This is a genomic window from Streptomyces africanus (assembly GCF_002150735.1).
GTDB classification, from domain to species: domain Bacteria; phylum Actinomycetota; class Actinomycetes; order Streptomycetales; family Streptomycetaceae; genus Streptomyces; species Streptomyces africanus.
Genome location: NZ_MUKA01000412.1, coordinates 15007 through 28614, shown reverse-complemented (window position 1 = coordinate 28614; position 13608 = coordinate 15007). Strand labels below are relative to the sequence as shown.

Annotated in this window: 18 protein-coding genes; 10 read left to right on the top strand and 8 right to left on the bottom strand. The window is 73.7% G+C overall.

Annotated elements, in window-relative coordinates:
• Together CCL05_RS38055 and CCL05_RS38050 are read left to right on the top strand one after the other, a co-directional pair.
• On the top strand, positions 1-799 hold a 799-nt coding region (locus CCL05_RS38055; RefSeq protein ID WP_086565193.1), incomplete at its 5' end, for a phosphotransferase family protein.
• Between the two features lie 60 nt (positions 800-859).
• Positions 860-1132 carry a hypothetical protein gene (locus tag CCL05_RS38050; protein ID WP_086565192.1) on the top strand — a complete coding sequence of 91 codons (273 nt, stop codon included), beginning with the start codon at positions 860-862 and terminating at the stop codon, positions 1130-1132.
• Between the two features lie 108 nt (positions 1133-1240).
• On the opposite strand, the gene CCL05_RS38045 is transcribed toward CCL05_RS38050, so the two are convergent.
• The 4 genes from CCL05_RS38045 to CCL05_RS38030 form a co-directional block, all read right to left on the bottom strand.
• A complete protein-coding gene (locus CCL05_RS38045) occupies positions 1241-2269 on the bottom strand; it encodes an SDR family oxidoreductase (RefSeq protein ID WP_086565195.1) in 1029 nt (342 codons plus the stop codon).
• Between the two features lie 247 nt (positions 2270-2516).
• Positions 2517-3695, bottom strand: coding sequence for an FUSC family protein (locus tag CCL05_RS38040; RefSeq protein WP_086565194.1), 1179 nt, complete (start codon positions 3693-3695; stop codon positions 2517-2519).
• Positions 3696-4176: 481 nt separating this feature from the next.
• The gene (locus tag CCL05_RS38035) at positions 4177-4842 is read right to left on the bottom strand and encodes an HAD family hydrolase (protein WP_086565191.1); all 666 of its coding nucleotides are present in this window, start codon (positions 4840-4842) and stop codon (positions 4177-4179) included.
• Positions 4843-4902: 60 nt separating this feature from the next.
• The gene (locus tag CCL05_RS38030; RefSeq protein ID WP_107400568.1) at positions 4903-5943 is read right to left on the bottom strand and encodes a PHP domain-containing protein; all 1041 of its coding nucleotides are present in this window, start codon (positions 5941-5943) and stop codon (positions 4903-4905) included.
• A 123-nt stretch (positions 5944-6066) separates the two neighbouring features.
• On the opposite strand from CCL05_RS38030, the gene CCL05_RS38025 reads away from it, so the two are divergent.
• Both CCL05_RS38025 and CCL05_RS38020 read left to right on the top strand, forming a co-directional pair.
• Positions 6067-6876 (top strand): SDR family oxidoreductase, encoded by an 810-nt coding sequence (locus CCL05_RS38025; protein ID WP_086565189.1) that lies wholly within the window; start codon positions 6067-6069, stop codon positions 6874-6876.
• A gap of 66 nt (positions 6877-6942) precedes the next feature.
• The gene (locus tag CCL05_RS38020; protein WP_086565188.1) at positions 6943-7179 is read left to right on the top strand and encodes a hypothetical protein; all 237 of its coding nucleotides are present in this window, start codon (positions 6943-6945) and stop codon (positions 7177-7179) included.
• A gap of 14 nt (positions 7180-7193) precedes the next feature.
• On the opposite strand, the gene CCL05_RS38015 is transcribed toward CCL05_RS38020, so the two are convergent.
• A complete protein-coding gene (locus CCL05_RS38015) occupies positions 7194-7739 on the bottom strand; it encodes a VanZ family protein (RefSeq protein WP_086565187.1) in 546 nt (181 codons plus the stop codon).
• Positions 7740-7945: 206 nt separating this feature from the next.
• On the opposite strand from CCL05_RS38015, the gene CCL05_RS38010 reads away from it, so the two are divergent.
• From CCL05_RS38010 to CCL05_RS37985, 6 genes are read left to right on the top strand one after another with little or no spacing between them, the layout of a single operon-like run.
• On the top strand, positions 7946-8128 hold the full coding sequence (locus CCL05_RS38010; RefSeq protein ID WP_086565186.1) for a hypothetical protein: 183 nt from the start codon (positions 7946-7948) through the stop codon (positions 8126-8128).
• A complete protein-coding gene (locus CCL05_RS38005) occupies positions 8125-8577 on the top strand; it encodes a monovalent cation/H+ antiporter complex subunit F (RefSeq protein WP_086565185.1) in 453 nt (150 codons plus the stop codon). The genes CCL05_RS38010 and CCL05_RS38005 overlap by 4 nt, the downstream gene beginning before the upstream one ends.
• A 24-nt stretch (positions 8578-8601) precedes the next feature.
• On the top strand, positions 8602-8862 hold the full coding sequence (locus CCL05_RS38000) for a hydrogenase subunit MbhD domain-containing protein (RefSeq protein ID WP_086565184.1): 261 nt from the start codon (positions 8602-8604) through the stop codon (positions 8860-8862).
• Positions 8859-9599, top strand: a complete 741-nt coding sequence (locus tag CCL05_RS37995) for an MnhB domain-containing protein (protein WP_086565183.1) — start codon at positions 8859-8861, stop codon at positions 9597-9599. Before CCL05_RS38000 ends, CCL05_RS37995 begins: the two co-directional genes overlap by 4 nt.
• Before the next feature lie 10 nt (positions 9600-9609).
• On the top strand, positions 9610-9957 hold the full coding sequence (locus tag CCL05_RS37990) for a sodium:proton antiporter (protein WP_167409695.1): 348 nt from the start codon (positions 9610-9612) through the stop codon (positions 9955-9957).
• On the top strand, positions 9957-11720 hold the full coding sequence (locus CCL05_RS37985; RefSeq protein WP_086565181.1) for a complex I subunit 5 family protein: 1764 nt from the start codon (positions 9957-9959) through the stop codon (positions 11718-11720). Before CCL05_RS37990 ends, CCL05_RS37985 begins: the two co-directional genes overlap by 1 nt.
• On the opposite strand, the gene CCL05_RS37980 is transcribed toward CCL05_RS37985, so the two are convergent.
• The 3 genes from CCL05_RS37980 to CCL05_RS37970 all read right to left on the bottom strand — a co-directional run bounded on the left by CCL05_RS37980 (position 11721) and on the right by CCL05_RS37970 (position 13536).
• Positions 11721-12383: a DUF4230 domain-containing protein gene (locus CCL05_RS37980; RefSeq protein ID WP_086565180.1), complete on the bottom strand. Its 663-nt coding sequence runs from the start codon at positions 12381-12383 to the stop codon at positions 11721-11723. It lies immediately after the preceding gene.
• A gap of 108 nt (positions 12384-12491) precedes the next feature.
• On the bottom strand, positions 12492-12872 hold the full coding sequence (locus tag CCL05_RS37975) for an anti-sigma factor antagonist (protein ID WP_086565179.1): 381 nt from the start codon (positions 12870-12872) through the stop codon (positions 12492-12494).
• A 226-nt stretch (positions 12873-13098) separates the two neighbouring features.
• On the bottom strand, positions 13099-13536 hold the full coding sequence (locus CCL05_RS37970) for a MarR family winged helix-turn-helix transcriptional regulator (protein WP_086565178.1): 438 nt from the start codon (positions 13534-13536) through the stop codon (positions 13099-13101).
• Between the last annotated feature and the right edge of the window lie 72 nt (positions 13537-13608).

The following is a 13608-nucleotide window of genomic DNA, read 5'->3' as shown; positions in this document are numbered from 1 at the left end:
AGCGGTAGAACTCGGCCTCCGCCACGAGCGCCGGCTCCTCGTCTCGGAGGCCGAGTTCTACCGCTCGGCCGCCCGCGCCGGAGTCACCGCACCGCAGCTCGTGTCCATGGGGGACGACTTCCTGCTGATGACGGCCTGCCCCGGCGACTCCTGGGACGGCTCGCTCACCGACGCGGAACAGAGCGCACTGCGCACGGAGCTGGGCCGCCAGACGGCCCTGCTGCACCGCGTGACGGGCCCAGGCTTCGGCTATCCCTCCGGCGCCCTCGGCGCGCTCGCCCCCGACTGGCGGACCGCGTTCACGACGATGTTCGACGCCGTCCTCGACGACGCCCGGCGCTACGGGGCGCGGCTGCCCCGCCCCGTCGACGCGGTGGCCCGCACCGCCCGGTCCGCGTACGACGCCCTCGACGAGGTCACCGTCCCGTGCCTCGTGCACTTCGACCTGTGGCGGGGCAACATCCTGGTCGACCGCTCGGGCGGCGACGCCCGCATCGGCGGCCTCATCGACGGCGAGCGCATGTTCTGGGGCGACCCCCTGGCCGACTTCGTCTCCCTGGCGCTGCTGGGCGACATCGAACGGGACGAGGCGTTCCTGGCGGGCTACCGGGAGGCCGACGGCCGGGCCCGCTTCGACGCCCCCGCCCGCCTCCGGCTGGCCCTGTACCGCGCGTACCTGTACCTGATCATGCTCACCGAGACGATTCCGCGCGAGGTCGGGGAGGACCAGGAGCGCTGGGTGCAGGAGAGGGTCGCCCCGGAACTGATCGCGGCCCTGGAGGAGATCGAGGCAGCCTAGGTTTCCCAGGTCACCGCGGAGGTACTCGCGTGGCGCCCGGCCCAGTGAAGGGAGCACGCCGTGACCGACCACCGCCTCGAAGGACCCGGCGAGAACGGTGACCCCGTGCCGCGGGACATGCCGGACCAGCAGGCCGACGCCGGTGAGGACCCGTGGGAGGTCGCCCCGCGCTTCACGGGCACCGGCAAGGACCGCAAGGACGACGAGGACGAGGCCGACGAGCCTGCCGACGACGTCCCCGACACCGACGAAGCGGGGACGGGACGGCAGGGCGAACCGCGCTCGGGAACCGTCCACCCCGAGCATCCGGCGCCGGACGAGTCCTCCGCCTGATCCTCCGCCGGAGCGTCCTTCGGCGCTCCGGCGGTATGAGCGCCGATGGCCGCAGCCGACCGTGGGGGCCGGCTGCGGCCATCGGTCGTCCCGGCCCGGGGCCCGCGGTCAGCCCACCTTGCGTCCCCGCAGCGGTTCCGTGCGTGCGCCCGCGCCCTGCTGGAGGCCCTGGAGGAACTCCTGAAGCACCTCCGTCGCCGCGTGCTCCGGCCGCCAGCCGAGTTCCGCACGCGCACGCGTGCAGTCCATCAGGGGCAGCCGCAGCACCGCGTCGAACAGGTGCGGGGACGCGGGCAGCAGGTGCAGGCCCCAGGCGGCGGCGATCGCCGAACGGGCCGCGGTGCGCGGCAGCCGCACCGGGCGCGCACCGAGCATCTCGCCCAGCACCTGTGCGTCGACCGACTGCTCGGCCGCCAGATTGAAGGCACCCCGGGCGTCGGAGTGCACGGCCAGCCGGTACGCGTTCGCCGCGTCGTCCGTGTGCAGCGCCTGCACCCGCAGCCCCGGGATGTCGGGCAGGAAGGGCAGCAGCTCCGGGCGGGCCAGCGGGCCGGGCAGGAAACGCCCGCCGAAGATCCGGCGCTGCTCGCTTGCGGACTGCCGCTTGAAGAGGAAGGCGGGCCGCATCCGCACCACTCGCGTCTCGGGGTGGTCGCGCTCGAACGTGTCCAGCGCGCGCTCCAGATAGGCCTTCTCCCGGCAGTACGCGGCGTCCGGCCAGCCGTGCGTCGGCCACGACTCGGCCACCGCCCGGTCCTTCGGGCCCGGCGAGTACGCGCCGACCGACGAGGCGTGCACCAGCGCCGGCACGCCCGCTTCGGCCACGGCCTCGAACACCCGCATGCTGCCGAGCACATTGGTGCGCCAGGTCGCCGCCGGGTCGTGCGTCGGCTGGAACGCCCAGGCCAGATGGACCACCGCGGCGGCACCCTGGAACTGCTCGGCCAGATCGGCCTCCTCGGAGGCCAGGTCGACCGCCGACCAGTCCGTCTTCGGCGGCGACCAGTCGGGGATCCGCCGGGCCAGGCCCAGCACGGAGGTGACCTCCGGATCCTCCGAGAGGAGGCGCACGACGCTGGTGCCCACGTTGCCGGTGGCGCCCGTGACGACGACCCTCATGCCTGTTCCGCTGCTCACCATCCGCTCCTCTCGGCCGCGACCGTCCTCGGAGAGGACCGAGTACCCGGGCCGGGGCGAATGCACCGGGGCAGCCGATCCCACGCGGGCAGAGGAAAGCCCCGGCCGGACGGGGGAATCACGGCCGGGGCGGCTCAGGGGGTGGACGTACGGCCCGGGGACACCGTCCCCTCCGCACCCACATGTTGTTCAACGGGTAACTACATCTGGGTGTTCCGGGCTCGGACCTGTTTCCCGGTGATGTGGGTCACCGCTCCTCGTCCTCCGGGAGGATCTCGGCCCACAGGTTCTCGGCCTGGAGCAACAGCGTGCCGAGCACCGCCGTGTGCTCGGCGCCCAGCCCGGCGTGCTCCCGCAGCCTGTCCTGCAAGTACTGGTGCAGCTCCCGCATCCTCTCCTCCCTGTCGTCGTCCGGGCGGGGCTCCACGCTGCCGTTGAGCAGGCGGTCGGCCTCCGCGTTGCAGACCTCCCCGATCATGTCCAGCAGGTCCGCGTACGAGCGCAGGGCCGCGCCCTCGGGCGGGGCGGGCGTGCGCTTGCCGTCCACGGCCACCGCGAGGGCCCGGGTCAGGGCGGTGACGTGCCCGGTGACGCGGCTGAGGCGTTCGTCCTCGTCCGGCGGCGGCAGGGGCATGTGCGGAACGCGGTGCAGGGCGCGCAGCGGGCCGTAGGTCAGGCGCAGGCTCTCCTGGCTCCAGCGGCGCGCCGAGCGCAACGCCTCCAGATGGTGCTCCAGCCGTGCCGAGGCGTTGAGCCAGCCGGCGGCGGTCTGTGCGTCCCAGTCGCCCTCGTGCAGGTCCGCGGCGACGCAGCGCAGCACCTCGCCCGATTCCCGGGCGAGGGTCGCCAGGTTCTCCCGGACGTCGCGCAGATGGATCGGCGGCAGCACGAGCGCGTTGACGGTGACGCCGATGACCGCGCCGAGCGCCGCCTGCCCCACCCGGTGCCCGACGCCGTCCAGGCCGGCCATGCCCGAGGTGAGGGTGAACAGCGCCGTGGTCGCCGCGTAGATGCCCTGGTCGCCGAAGCGGGGCCAGTTCGACAGCAGCATCAGCACGGGGACGGACAGGGCGAGCGCGCCCGTCGTGTCGCCGGTGAGGGCCAGCGTCGCCGAGGCCAGCACGGTGCCGACGCAGATCGCGCCGAACTGGCGTGCGCCCTGCACGAGCGAGCTGTAGACGGTGGCCTGCACCAGGACCACCGCGACCCACGGGGCCATCAGCGCCAGCGGGTCGCCCATCCAGACGCCGCCCACCAGCCAGGCGATCACTGCCGCCGCGGCGGCCTTGAGCGACTGGACGACCAGGTCCCGCTCCCGCCCGGGCTCCCGCCAGGCGGCCCGCACGGCCTCCACGACCCGCCGCGCCTCCCGCCCCACGGCGTCCAGCGGCCGCGCGGAGCGGACGCCCTGCCCGAGATCCTCCATCCGCTCCCGCAGGGCATCGGCGGCCACCCGGCTGTCCACCGCGCTGCGGGCCCGGGTCTCCCCGCCCTTCCGGTCTTCCCGGCCCGAGGGGCTGTCGGTCGCCCTGTCGGGCGGTGCCTTTTGGGCCGTCTGCGTGTCCGTTGCTTTGCGGGGCGGTGTCTCCTCGGCTGCCCGGCTGTCCGTCGCTCGGTGGGACCCGGCCTCCCGGGCCGACGCGTCGTCCGTCGTCGCCGCGTCCGGCCGTGCCTCCCGCGCTGCCTGGCTGTCACTCGTCTCGTCGGCTCGCGTCTCTCTGGCCGACGGGTTGTCAGTCGTCCTGTCGGGTCCCGTCCCCCGGGTCGGCCCGCCGGAGGGGCCGGTGCCGTTCGCCGTCGCGGATTCGTCCTTGCGGCGGCCGAAGGCGTGAGCCGCCCGCCGAACCACACTCGTCACAAGCGTCATGCGCTGCGAGTATCCGAGTGCCTCAGGGTTTCACGCCGCCTCATGCCAGCGGACTCTCCCGCAGGGAGGACAGAAGGTGCGCGGGGTCGGCGTAGACCGCGTCCGCGCCGGACTTCTCCAGGTCGGTGCGCGGGATGCCGCCGCACAGGACGCCCACACAGCGCACTCCGGCGCGGCTGCCCGCCCGCATGTCCCACACGGTGTCGCCGACGAAGACCGCCCGCTCCGCCGGCACCCCGGCCAGCTCCAGGGCGTGCTCGACCGGCTCGGGGGCGGGCTTGCCCTCGTCCACGTCGTCGGCGCTGGCCGTGGCGGTGATGGCGTCGTCCGCGTCGATCGCCCGGCGCAGCGCGCTCAGCTCGGCGCCACCGGCAGAGGTGGCCAGGACCACGGCCCAGCCGTCCCGGTGCAGCCGCCGCAGGAGCGCCCCCGCCTCGGGCAGCGCGGGCAGCCGATCGAAGTACTGCCCGTACAGTGCCTTGTGCGCGGCGCTGATCGCCGCGTCCTGGTCCGTGTCCCGGTCCTCGCCGAGCAGGTGCGCGACGAGGTCGGTGGAGGCCAGGCCCACGGCCCGGTGAACGGCGTGCATCGGCACGTCGTGGCCCGCCTGCCGGAAAGCCTCCCACCACGTCACGACGTGCAGATGGTTCGTGTCGACCAGCGTGCCGTCGACGTCGAACACGGCAGCCCGTTCCGCCTTCGCCATGCGTACGATCCCTTCCTCTGAGCCCGCTCTGCGCCCGGCCGGGTACCACCGGGTACCACCTCAGCCGCCCGCCACGCCGGACGGCACCCGCCCCTCACGGGTCCAGGCCAGCAGCTCGTCCAGGGACCACGTGGTCACCACCCGCTCCGGCGGCACCCCGCACTCCTCCGCCCGCGCGCACCCGTTGATCTGCCAGTCCAGCTGCCCCGGCGCGTGCGCGTCGGTGTCGACCGAGAACAGCACCCCCGCGTCCACGGCCCGGCGCAGCAGTCGCCGCGGCGGGTCGAGCCGCTCCGGCCGGCTGTTGATCTCCAGGGCCGTGCCCGTCTGCGCGCACGCCGCGAACACCGCGTCCGCGTCGAACTCCGACTCCGGCCGCCCCCGCCCGGTCAGCAGCCGCCCCGTGCAGTGCCCGAGCACGTCCGAGTGCGGGTCACGGACCGCGGCCACCATCCGCCGGGTCATCGACCGGGCGTCCATGCGCAGCTTGGAGTGCACCGACACCACCACCACGTCGAGCCGGTCCAGCAGCTCCGGCTCCTGGTCGAGGGAGCCGTCCTCGAGGATGTCGCACTCGATGCCGGTCAGCAGCCGGAACGGCGCCCAGGTCTCGTTCAGCTCCGCCACCACGTCCAGTTGCTCCCGCAGCCGCTCGGCCGACAGTCCGCGGGCCACCGTCAGACGCGGCGAGTGGTCGGTCAGCGCCGCCCACTCGTGCCCCAGCGCCGCCGCGGCCCGGCCCATCTCCTCGATCGGACTGCCGCCGTCCGACCAGTCGGAGTGCAGATGGCAGTCGCCGCGCAGCAGCGCCCGCAGCCGCTCGCCGCCCCGTACGGCCGGCGGCTCCTTCGCCTCGCCCTCCAGCTTGCGCAGATAACCCGGCACCTCACCGGCCAGTGCCTCCCGCACCACCTGCGCGGTCTTCGGCCCGACCCCCTTGAGCGACTCCAGCGACCCGGCGTCCGCCCGCCGGCGCACCTCGTCCTCGCCCAGCTCCTTCAGCACCCGGGACGCCGTACGGAAGGCGCGCACGCGGTAGGTCGGTGCCAGGGACCGCTCCAGCAGGAAGGCGATCCGGTCCAGTGCCTCGACGGGGTCCATCGCCACCTCCACCTCAAGGGTTCCCCAGCGCCCGGCGGGCCGCACGACGGGCGCGCGGTTTGCCCGGTACCCACCCGGGTACTGCGATGCCTCGTCCCGAACGCGCCGACGAGGAGGCCCGCCATGTCCGACCCCACCGCGCCCCCCGGCAAGGTCGCCGTGGTCACCGGCGCCGACTCCGGCATCGGCCGGGCCACCGCCGTACGGCTCGCCGAGGCGGGCATGGACGTCGGCATCACCTGGCACAGCGACCACAAGGGAGCGGAGGAGACGGCCGAGGAGGTCCGGGCGCACGGGCGGCGGGCCGAGGTCGCCCGGATGGACCTCACCCGGCTGCCCGACGCCGCCGACACCGTCGACGAGCTGTGCGAGCGCCTCGGCCGTCTCGACGTGCTGGTCAACAACGCGGGGACCGGCACCATGACGCCCTTCCTCGACCTGGAGCTGTCCGACGTGCGGGAGGTCCTCGACGTCGATCTGGTGGGGCCGTTCCTGTGCGGGCAGAAGGCGGCCCGGCACATGATCAGGCAGGGCGACGGCGGGCGGATCGTCAACGTCACGTCCGTCCACGAGCACCAGCCGCGCGTGGGCGCCGCCCCGTACTGCGCCGCCAAGGGCGGTCTCGGCCTGCTCACGCAGGTCATGGCGCTCGAACTCGCGGAGTACCGCATCACCGTCAACGCCGTCGCACCCGGCGAGATCTCCACGCCCATGACCGGGCAGGAGGACACCGACCCGCACACCGAGAGCCGTCCCGGCGTGCCGCTGGGCCGGCCCGGCGACGCCCGCGAGGTCGCCGCCGTCATCGCCTTCCTCGCCGGCCCGGACGCCTCGTACGTCACCGGCGCCTCCTGGAGCGTCGACGGCGGCATGCTCCGGATGGGCCCGCAGGCCGGCTCACACCTGACGAGCGACGACTGGCGCCGCCCCTGAGCGGTCCCTTCGGTCCGGTCGGCGGCCGAACCCGCACCACCGCCGGTTGCGTTCTAGGCTCGATGCATGACCGAAAGCTGGAGCCCGTACGTATCACACCCGCGGATCATGGTGCTCGGGGTGCAGCCGGGCACACCGCCGTTCCGGATCGTGCAGATCGACGGCCAGGTGGTCGGTGAGGCCAAGGCCGTCACCGACGTACTGGCGGCCGCCGCCGCCTTCGGCATCACGGTCCACGACCTGGACGATCCGGACGTGGTCCGCTGGGTCGGCGGCGACAAGTTCACCTGGACCGTGCACTAGGCCTCGACCGTGCGCTAGGACTTTTCGGGCGCCGGCTTCGTCCCCGCCCGGCCGCCGCGGGGCCGGCGCGCGTGGACCGCGCGGCTCAGGCGGCGGCCCAGGAGCAGGTAACCGATCAGCGCGCCCCCGGTGTTCAGGATGACGTCGTCGACGTCGAAGGCGCGTCCGGTGACCAGCGCGCCCTGGGCGAACTCCACCAGCAGCATCACCACGGCGGTCAGCAGCAGCACGCGCAGGATGCCGCGGGTGCGCGGGGCGACGACGGGCACGAGGACGCCGAAGGGGACGCCCAGCAGGATGTTGCCGCCGATCTGCCGGACGGCGTCCCGCAGTTCCGGCTGCTCGAGATAGGCCCTCAGGGAACGCCCCGGATGCAGATTGGTGTGGGTCAGCGCCTCCGACGCGGGCGACGGCTGGAGCGTGAGCCGGGCCAGCACCACGGCGAAGGCCACCATGAACGCGAAGGCGCACAGCATCGCCAGCAGCCGCACGGGCAGCGGCAGCTGGTGTCGCTCGCGGCCGGAGCCGGCCGTACGGGGACGTGAGGCTGCACCGGCCATTTTGTCCTCCAGTCTTCAACGTCTCAGCGTGATAGGGCGGTTACCCACGGGGGCGCCGACGATGCCGCCGGGGCCGTTCCCGGACACGGTTTCCCCGTCGTCCGCCGGGGCACTCCGCCCTGGGAGCCGCCGCGCGCCGTCGCGTCCCGCGGCCGGGGCGGTGCTTGGATGACCGCCACAACGATCAGCGCCCGTGGAGGTGGCGTGTGAACCGGCGTACGACGCTCCTCGCCGTGGCCGAGGTACCGCTGTGGTGGGCCGCGCTCACCGCGCTGTGGCTGGTCTTCATCACCACCGTCGACCCGCTGGAACTCGCGGTCGGCGCGGGCGCGGCCCTCCTCGGGGCGCTCGCGGCGCGGGCCGCGCGACGGGCGGTGACCGGACGGTGAACGGCTGGATCCTCGCCGCGACGCTCACCCTCGCCGCCGGCCTGACGGCGTCCCTGTGGGGCGTCGCCACCGGACCGCTGCGGCGCCGGGTCGTCGCCCAGAACCTGGCCACCGCGGTGGCCTGCCCGGGCCTGCTGCTCCTCGCCCAGGGCTACGACCGCCCCTCCTACGTCGATCTCGCCCTCGTTCTCGCCCTGCTCGGCCCGGTCGGCACGCTCGTCTTCGCCCGGCTGCTCGCCGGCGAACTGGCCGAGGACCCACCCCGCGCCCGGGGCGTGACCTGGGCGGCGGCCGGCCTCGGGGCCGTGGTCGTGCTGGCGCTGTGCGCGGTCACCGGGCCGGGCCGGGCGACGGCGAAGCTCCTGGTGACCGGTGCCCTGCTGATCGGCGGCAACCTCGTCGCCTCGCGGGCGCTGACCGGAGGGGCCGGAGGGACCGGTCGTGCCTAGCGCCGGGCAGGGGAGAGGGCAGCCGTGGACGATGCCGTGATCGCCGTCGCGCTGGTGCTGGTCGCCGCCTGTGCGACCGTGGCCGTGGCCACCCGCGACCCCGCCCGCCAGGCCCTCGTGCTGTCCGTCCTCGGTGTCGTGCTCGCCGTGCTGTTCACCGTGCTCCAGGCCCCCGACGTCGGCCTGTCGCAACTCGCGGTCGGCTCCGCGCTCACGCCGCTGTTGCTGCTGCTGACGGTCCGCAAGGTGAGACGGCGCGGACAACGCGAGGAGAGCGGGAGGTGAGCCCTCGCACGCGGCTCTGGCTGGTCGCCGTGGGCGGCGCGGGCGTCGCCGCGCTGCTCGTCGCGGCCTGCCTCGGCCTGCCGGCCTTCGGCGGTGACCACCACCCCTACGGCGACCGCGCCGTCGAGGCGTCCCTGGCCCACCGCACCGCCAACACCATCGCCTCCGTCAACTTCGACCAGCGGGCCTTCGACACCCTCGGCGAACTGACCATCCTGTTCGCGGCCGTCCTCGGCTGCGTCGCACTGCTGCGCCAGACCCGCGACGAACACCGCGCCCGGCCCGAACCCGCCGAGGTCGCCCCGCCCGTACGCCGCTACGCCCTGCTCGTACTGCCCGTCGCCCTGCTCACCGGCCTGTACGTCATCGCGCACGGGCAGCTCAGCCCCGGCGGCGGCTTCCAGGGCGGCGTGGCCGCCGCGACCGCCCTGCACCTGCTGTACCTGGGCGCCGACTACCGCGCCCTGGAACGCGTCCGGCCGGTCGGGCTGTACGAGGTGGGCGACGGGGTCGCCGTCTGCGCCTACCTCGTCACGGGCATCGCGGCGCTGCTCGGCGGCGCCGCCTTCCTCGCCAACACGCTGCTGCCGCACGGCACGTTCAACACCCTGTCCTCCGGCGGCACCGTCCCGCTGCTCAACGCGGCCGTCGGCATGGAGGTCGCCTGCGCCGTCGTCGTGCTGCTCGCCCGCTTCCTGGACCAGGCCGTCGAGATCGAGGAGGAGAGCGGAACGTGAGGCCGCTGTGATGGACGTGTTCGCCTACCTGGTCGCCGCGTGGGTCTTCCTGGCCGGCTGCTACGGCCTGGCCACCAGCCGCAACCTCATCCACGCCGTCGGCTGTCTGTCGGTGTGCCAGTCCGCCACCTACGTGCTGCTGCTGGCCGTCGGCTACCGGGACAGGGCCACCGCGCCCGTCTTCTCCGACCTGAAGCCCGGCGCACGGCCGGTCGTCGACCCGGTCGTGCAGGCCCTGGCCCTCACCGACGTCGTCGTCGGCGCCACCGTCACCGCGCTGCTCCTCGCCCTCGTCGTGCAGGTCTCCAAGCGGCACGGCACCGTCGACCCCGACGAACTCTCCGAGCTGCGCGGCTGATGCACCACCTGCTGCCGCTCCTCGTCGCCGTCCCGCTGCTCGGGGCCGCCCTGCTGGCCGCCGCGGGCCGCCGTGTGCCCCGGGCCGCCGCCGAGTCCGCCGGCTGCGCGGTCTCCGCCGCAACCGCGGCGCTCGCGGTCGTGCTCCTGCTCGGCTCCTCGCCACCACAGGCGGAGTGGGTGGGCGGCTGGGTGCCCGTGGGCGGCGAGAGCGTCGGGATCGTCCTGGTGGGCGACGGGCCGGGGCTCGGCATGGCCGCCCTCGCCTCGGCGCTGACCCTGGCCGCCCTGGTGTACTCCTGGCACTACTTCGACGAACCGCCGCGCGGGCACTCCGGATCGTTCCCGGCACTGCTGCTGCTCTTCCAGGCGGGCATGTGCGGCTTCGCGATCGCGGGCGACCTGTTCAACGCGTTCGTGTGGTTCGAGCTGATGAGCGTCGTCGCCTACGCGCTGACCGGCCACCGGGTCGAGGAGGCCCGGGCCGTGCAGGGCGCGCTGACCTTCGGCGTCGTCAACTCGCTGGGCGCGTACGCGATGCTGATGGGCATCGGGCTGCTGTACGCCCGCACCGGCGAGCTGGGCATGACGCGGATCGGGCAGGAGCTGGACGCGCACGGTCCGCCCGACGCGCTGGTTCTCGCGGGATTCGTCCTGGTCCTGACCGGGCTGCTGGTCAAGGGCGCGGCCGTCCCGTTCCACTTCTGGCTGCCGGACGCGCACGCGGTGGCCCCCACCCCGGTCTGCATGCTGCTGTCGGGCGTCATGGTGGAGCTCGGCGCCTTCGGCGTGTGGCGGGTCCACGACACCGTCTTCTCCGGGCCGGGCGGGCTGCCCGCCGCCGACGTGGAGCGGGCCCTGGTGGCGCTCGGCGTGCTGACGGCGGTCGTGGGCGCGGTCATGTGCTGGTACCAGCGGCACATCAAACGGCTGCTGGCCTACTCGACCGTCGCCCACATGGGGCTGTTCCTCACCGGCATCGGCACCCTCACCCCGGAGGCGGACGACGGGGTCGCCCTGTACATCCTCGGGCACGCCGGTGTGAAGGCCGCGCTGTTCGCCTGCACGGGCATCCTCCTCGACCGGTACGGCTCGGTCGACGAGCACGCGCTGTACGGCCGGGCCCGGCGGCTGCGCGGAGTGGCCGTGCTGTTCGTCGCGGGCGGTCTCGGCCTCGCCGGACTGCCGCCGTTCGGCACGGCGCTCGGCAAGTCGGTCACCGAGGAGGCCGTGGGCGGCCCGCTCACCGTGCTGTACGTCCTGGCGAGCGCGGTGACCGCCGGGGCGGTCCTGCGGGTCGCCGCACGCGTGTTCCCCGGGCTCGGTCCCCGGCCGGAGGAAGGGGACGTGTACGAGACCACCGGCTCGGGCGAGGAACCCGAGACCCGGCAGCGGCTGAGCCGGGTCCCGGACACCATGACGGCGATCCCGGCGGTGCTGCTCGCCGGATCCCTCGCCGTCGGTGTGGTCCCCGGCTTCGGCGGCGCGGTGGGGCACGCCGTGCAGGAGGCCGGAACCGGCGGCCTGGTGCACGTCTCCGTGCACTGGACCGCGCCCGGCGTCCTGCTCGGCCTCGCTTCGACCGCGCTGGCGCTCGCCCTCGCGGCGGTGGCCGTCAGCCGGCCGCGGCTGCTCGCCGCACCGGACCGGGCGCTGCCGCTGCGGCGCCTGCAGTCCGGGCACGTCGGGGACTACGTGGCGTGGCTGCTGGTGGGCACCACGCTGCTGGGCGCGCTGGCCCTGCCCGGAATCCTCGGGAGCTGATCAGCTCCCGTACGAGACGCGCACCTCCTTGAAGCCCAGGGACTGCAGCAGACCTTGGAGCATGCCCGTGGTGTTGGTCTCGGCGCGTGCGGTCAGCTCGCTCTCCTTCGCGGCGTCGCCGATGTGCCGTACCGCGAGTTTCTGCACGGCCTGTTCGCCGCCCGGGTTGTCCGAGAAGAGGTCGCCGAGGCGGTCGAGAAGACCGCGCTGCTTGGAGACCGCGTAGGAACGGTCGGGGTCCAGGGCGGGCTTGCCCAGCCGCGCGTGCGGCAGCCGGAGCGTGGCGGACGTGCGGTCGCCGTTGACCTGCACGTCGTCGTCGCCGACCTTGCCCAGGTCGACATAGGCGTCGACGGTGCCCGCACCGACGTACAGGGTGCGGGTGCCGCGGATCGCGTCGGGGAGGAACTTGGCGTCCTTCTCCAGGTCCACGACGACCTGGAAGTTGCCGGAGGCGGCGTCGTAACGGCTGAGGTCCTGGATGGACTTCAGCAGCGCGGGACCGGACCGGTCGTGCGTTTCGGTGCCGAACAGGTCCTTCAGGCCCGGGATCACGCTCAGCCGGATCCCGGCGAAGAACACGACGAGCACCAGCACGAGGGCGCCCACCACCTTCGCCCAGCCGGGCACGCGCCGGGGGAGACGCTTGACGGGAGTCGTCATGCGACGGCCCTCCTTCCTCCTCTTCGGATGCCCGCCACGGGCCGTGCCAGACCGGCGGGTTGAGGACGGGAGGACGTCAGCGGAAGCACCGCGGGGCGCACGCGGGCGTCATACCGGGCCGGACGCCGCCTCCGGCTGTTCCAGGGCCGCGTCCAGCGTCGGCTGCGGGGGCAGCAGCCGGGACAGGCCGGTGATCCGCAGGACGCGCAGTGTCAGCGGGTGGGCGCAGACGAGGAGGAGCTGCCCTTCCCGGTCGAGCACCCGGCTCCTGGCCCGGTACAGCAGCCGCAGGCCCGAGCAGTCGAAGAACTCGATCCGGCTGAGGTCGACCACGACCCGGGCGGCGCGGCGGTTCGTCTCCCGGTCCAGGTGCGGGGCGATCTCCGTGGCCGCGGCGAGGTCGATCTCGCCACGGAACTCCAGCACCGTGTGTCCCCGTTCCTGGCGGACGCGCAGATGCCGGGTGAGCGGTGCAGGTTCCTGCCGCACGACGAGATCGCCTCCAGCCTGCTCCGTGCGTGGGGAGGGGCCGCGGTCCTCAGAACCGTTCCCCGCCCCGCAAGTTACCCTCCAACGAGTGAATTTGAGCATGTTCGATTGACATATGTCTCTGAATTGCGGCCGAGTTGGCCGAGGTTCGCGCGGGGGCGTGCGCGGGCGTGAGCGCGGGCGTGGTTCCGGGCGTGCGCCTCGGATTGCGACAGGGTGCCCCGGGCTACGACAGGGCGTGCCAGGCCTTGATCAGGGCTTGGCGGAACTGCTCGGTCTGGTGCGCGGTGAGGTCGCGCACCATCCGCTCCTCCAGCTCCCGGACGGGTCCGGCGTACTGTGCGAGCAGCTCCCGCCCGGCGTCGGTGAGCAGGATCAGCAGCTCACGGCGGTTGCGGGGGTTGCGCTCCCGGCGCACCAGCCCGCGGCCCTCCAGGGAGCGGACGAGGTCGGCGATGGACTGCGCGGTGACGAAGGAGTCGCGCGCCAGCTGGGCCGCCGACAGCCCGTCGTGTCGCTCCAGCACGGTCAGCGCGGTGTACTGGAGAGCGGTGACCCCGGAGGGTCTGACCAGCTCGTCCAGATGGGAGCGCACGACGAGCTCCACCTGCTTGACCATGTAGAGCAGGGAAGGGGGCGCCTTGGTCACCTGTGCGTCGAGCATGGAACGCAGGTTAGACCATTGACAGGAAACCTGTCTGTAATGAGACTGCGAACCAACAGGAATCCTGTTTGT

Coding starts and splice junctions, on each gene's coding strand:
- CCL05_RS38025 (WP_086565189.1), top strand. CDS start 6,067: ATGTCCGACCCCACCGCGCCCCCCGGCAAGGTCGCCGTGGTCACCGGC.
- CCL05_RS37990 (WP_167409695.1), top strand. CDS start 9,610: ATGGACGTGTTCGCCTACCTGGTCGCCGCGTGGGTCTTCCTGGCCGGC.
- CCL05_RS38040 (WP_086565194.1), bottom strand. CDS start 3,695: ATGGAGGATCTCGGGCAGGGCGTCCGCTCCGCGCGGCCGCTGGACGCC.
- CCL05_RS37985 (WP_086565181.1), top strand. CDS start 9,957: ATGCACCACCTGCTGCCGCTCCTCGTCGCCGTCCCGCTGCTCGGGGCC.
- CCL05_RS38015 (WP_086565187.1), bottom strand. CDS start 7,739: ATGGCCGGTGCAGCCTCACGTCCCCGTACGGCCGGCTCCGGCCGCGAG.
- CCL05_RS38035 (WP_086565191.1), bottom strand. CDS start 4,842: ATGGCGAAGGCGGAACGGGCTGCCGTGTTCGACGTCGACGGCACGCTG.
- CCL05_RS38020 (WP_086565188.1), top strand. CDS start 6,943: ATGACCGAAAGCTGGAGCCCGTACGTATCACACCCGCGGATCATGGTG.
- CCL05_RS37970 (WP_086565178.1), bottom strand. CDS start 13,536: ATGCTCGACGCACAGGTGACCAAGGCGCCCCCTTCCCTGCTCTACATG.
- CCL05_RS38030 (WP_107400568.1), bottom strand. CDS start 5,943: ATGGACCCCGTCGAGGCACTGGACCGGATCGCCTTCCTGCTGGAGCGG.
- CCL05_RS37980 (WP_086565180.1), bottom strand. CDS start 12,383: ATGACGACTCCCGTCAAGCGTCTCCCCCGGCGCGTGCCCGGCTGGGCG.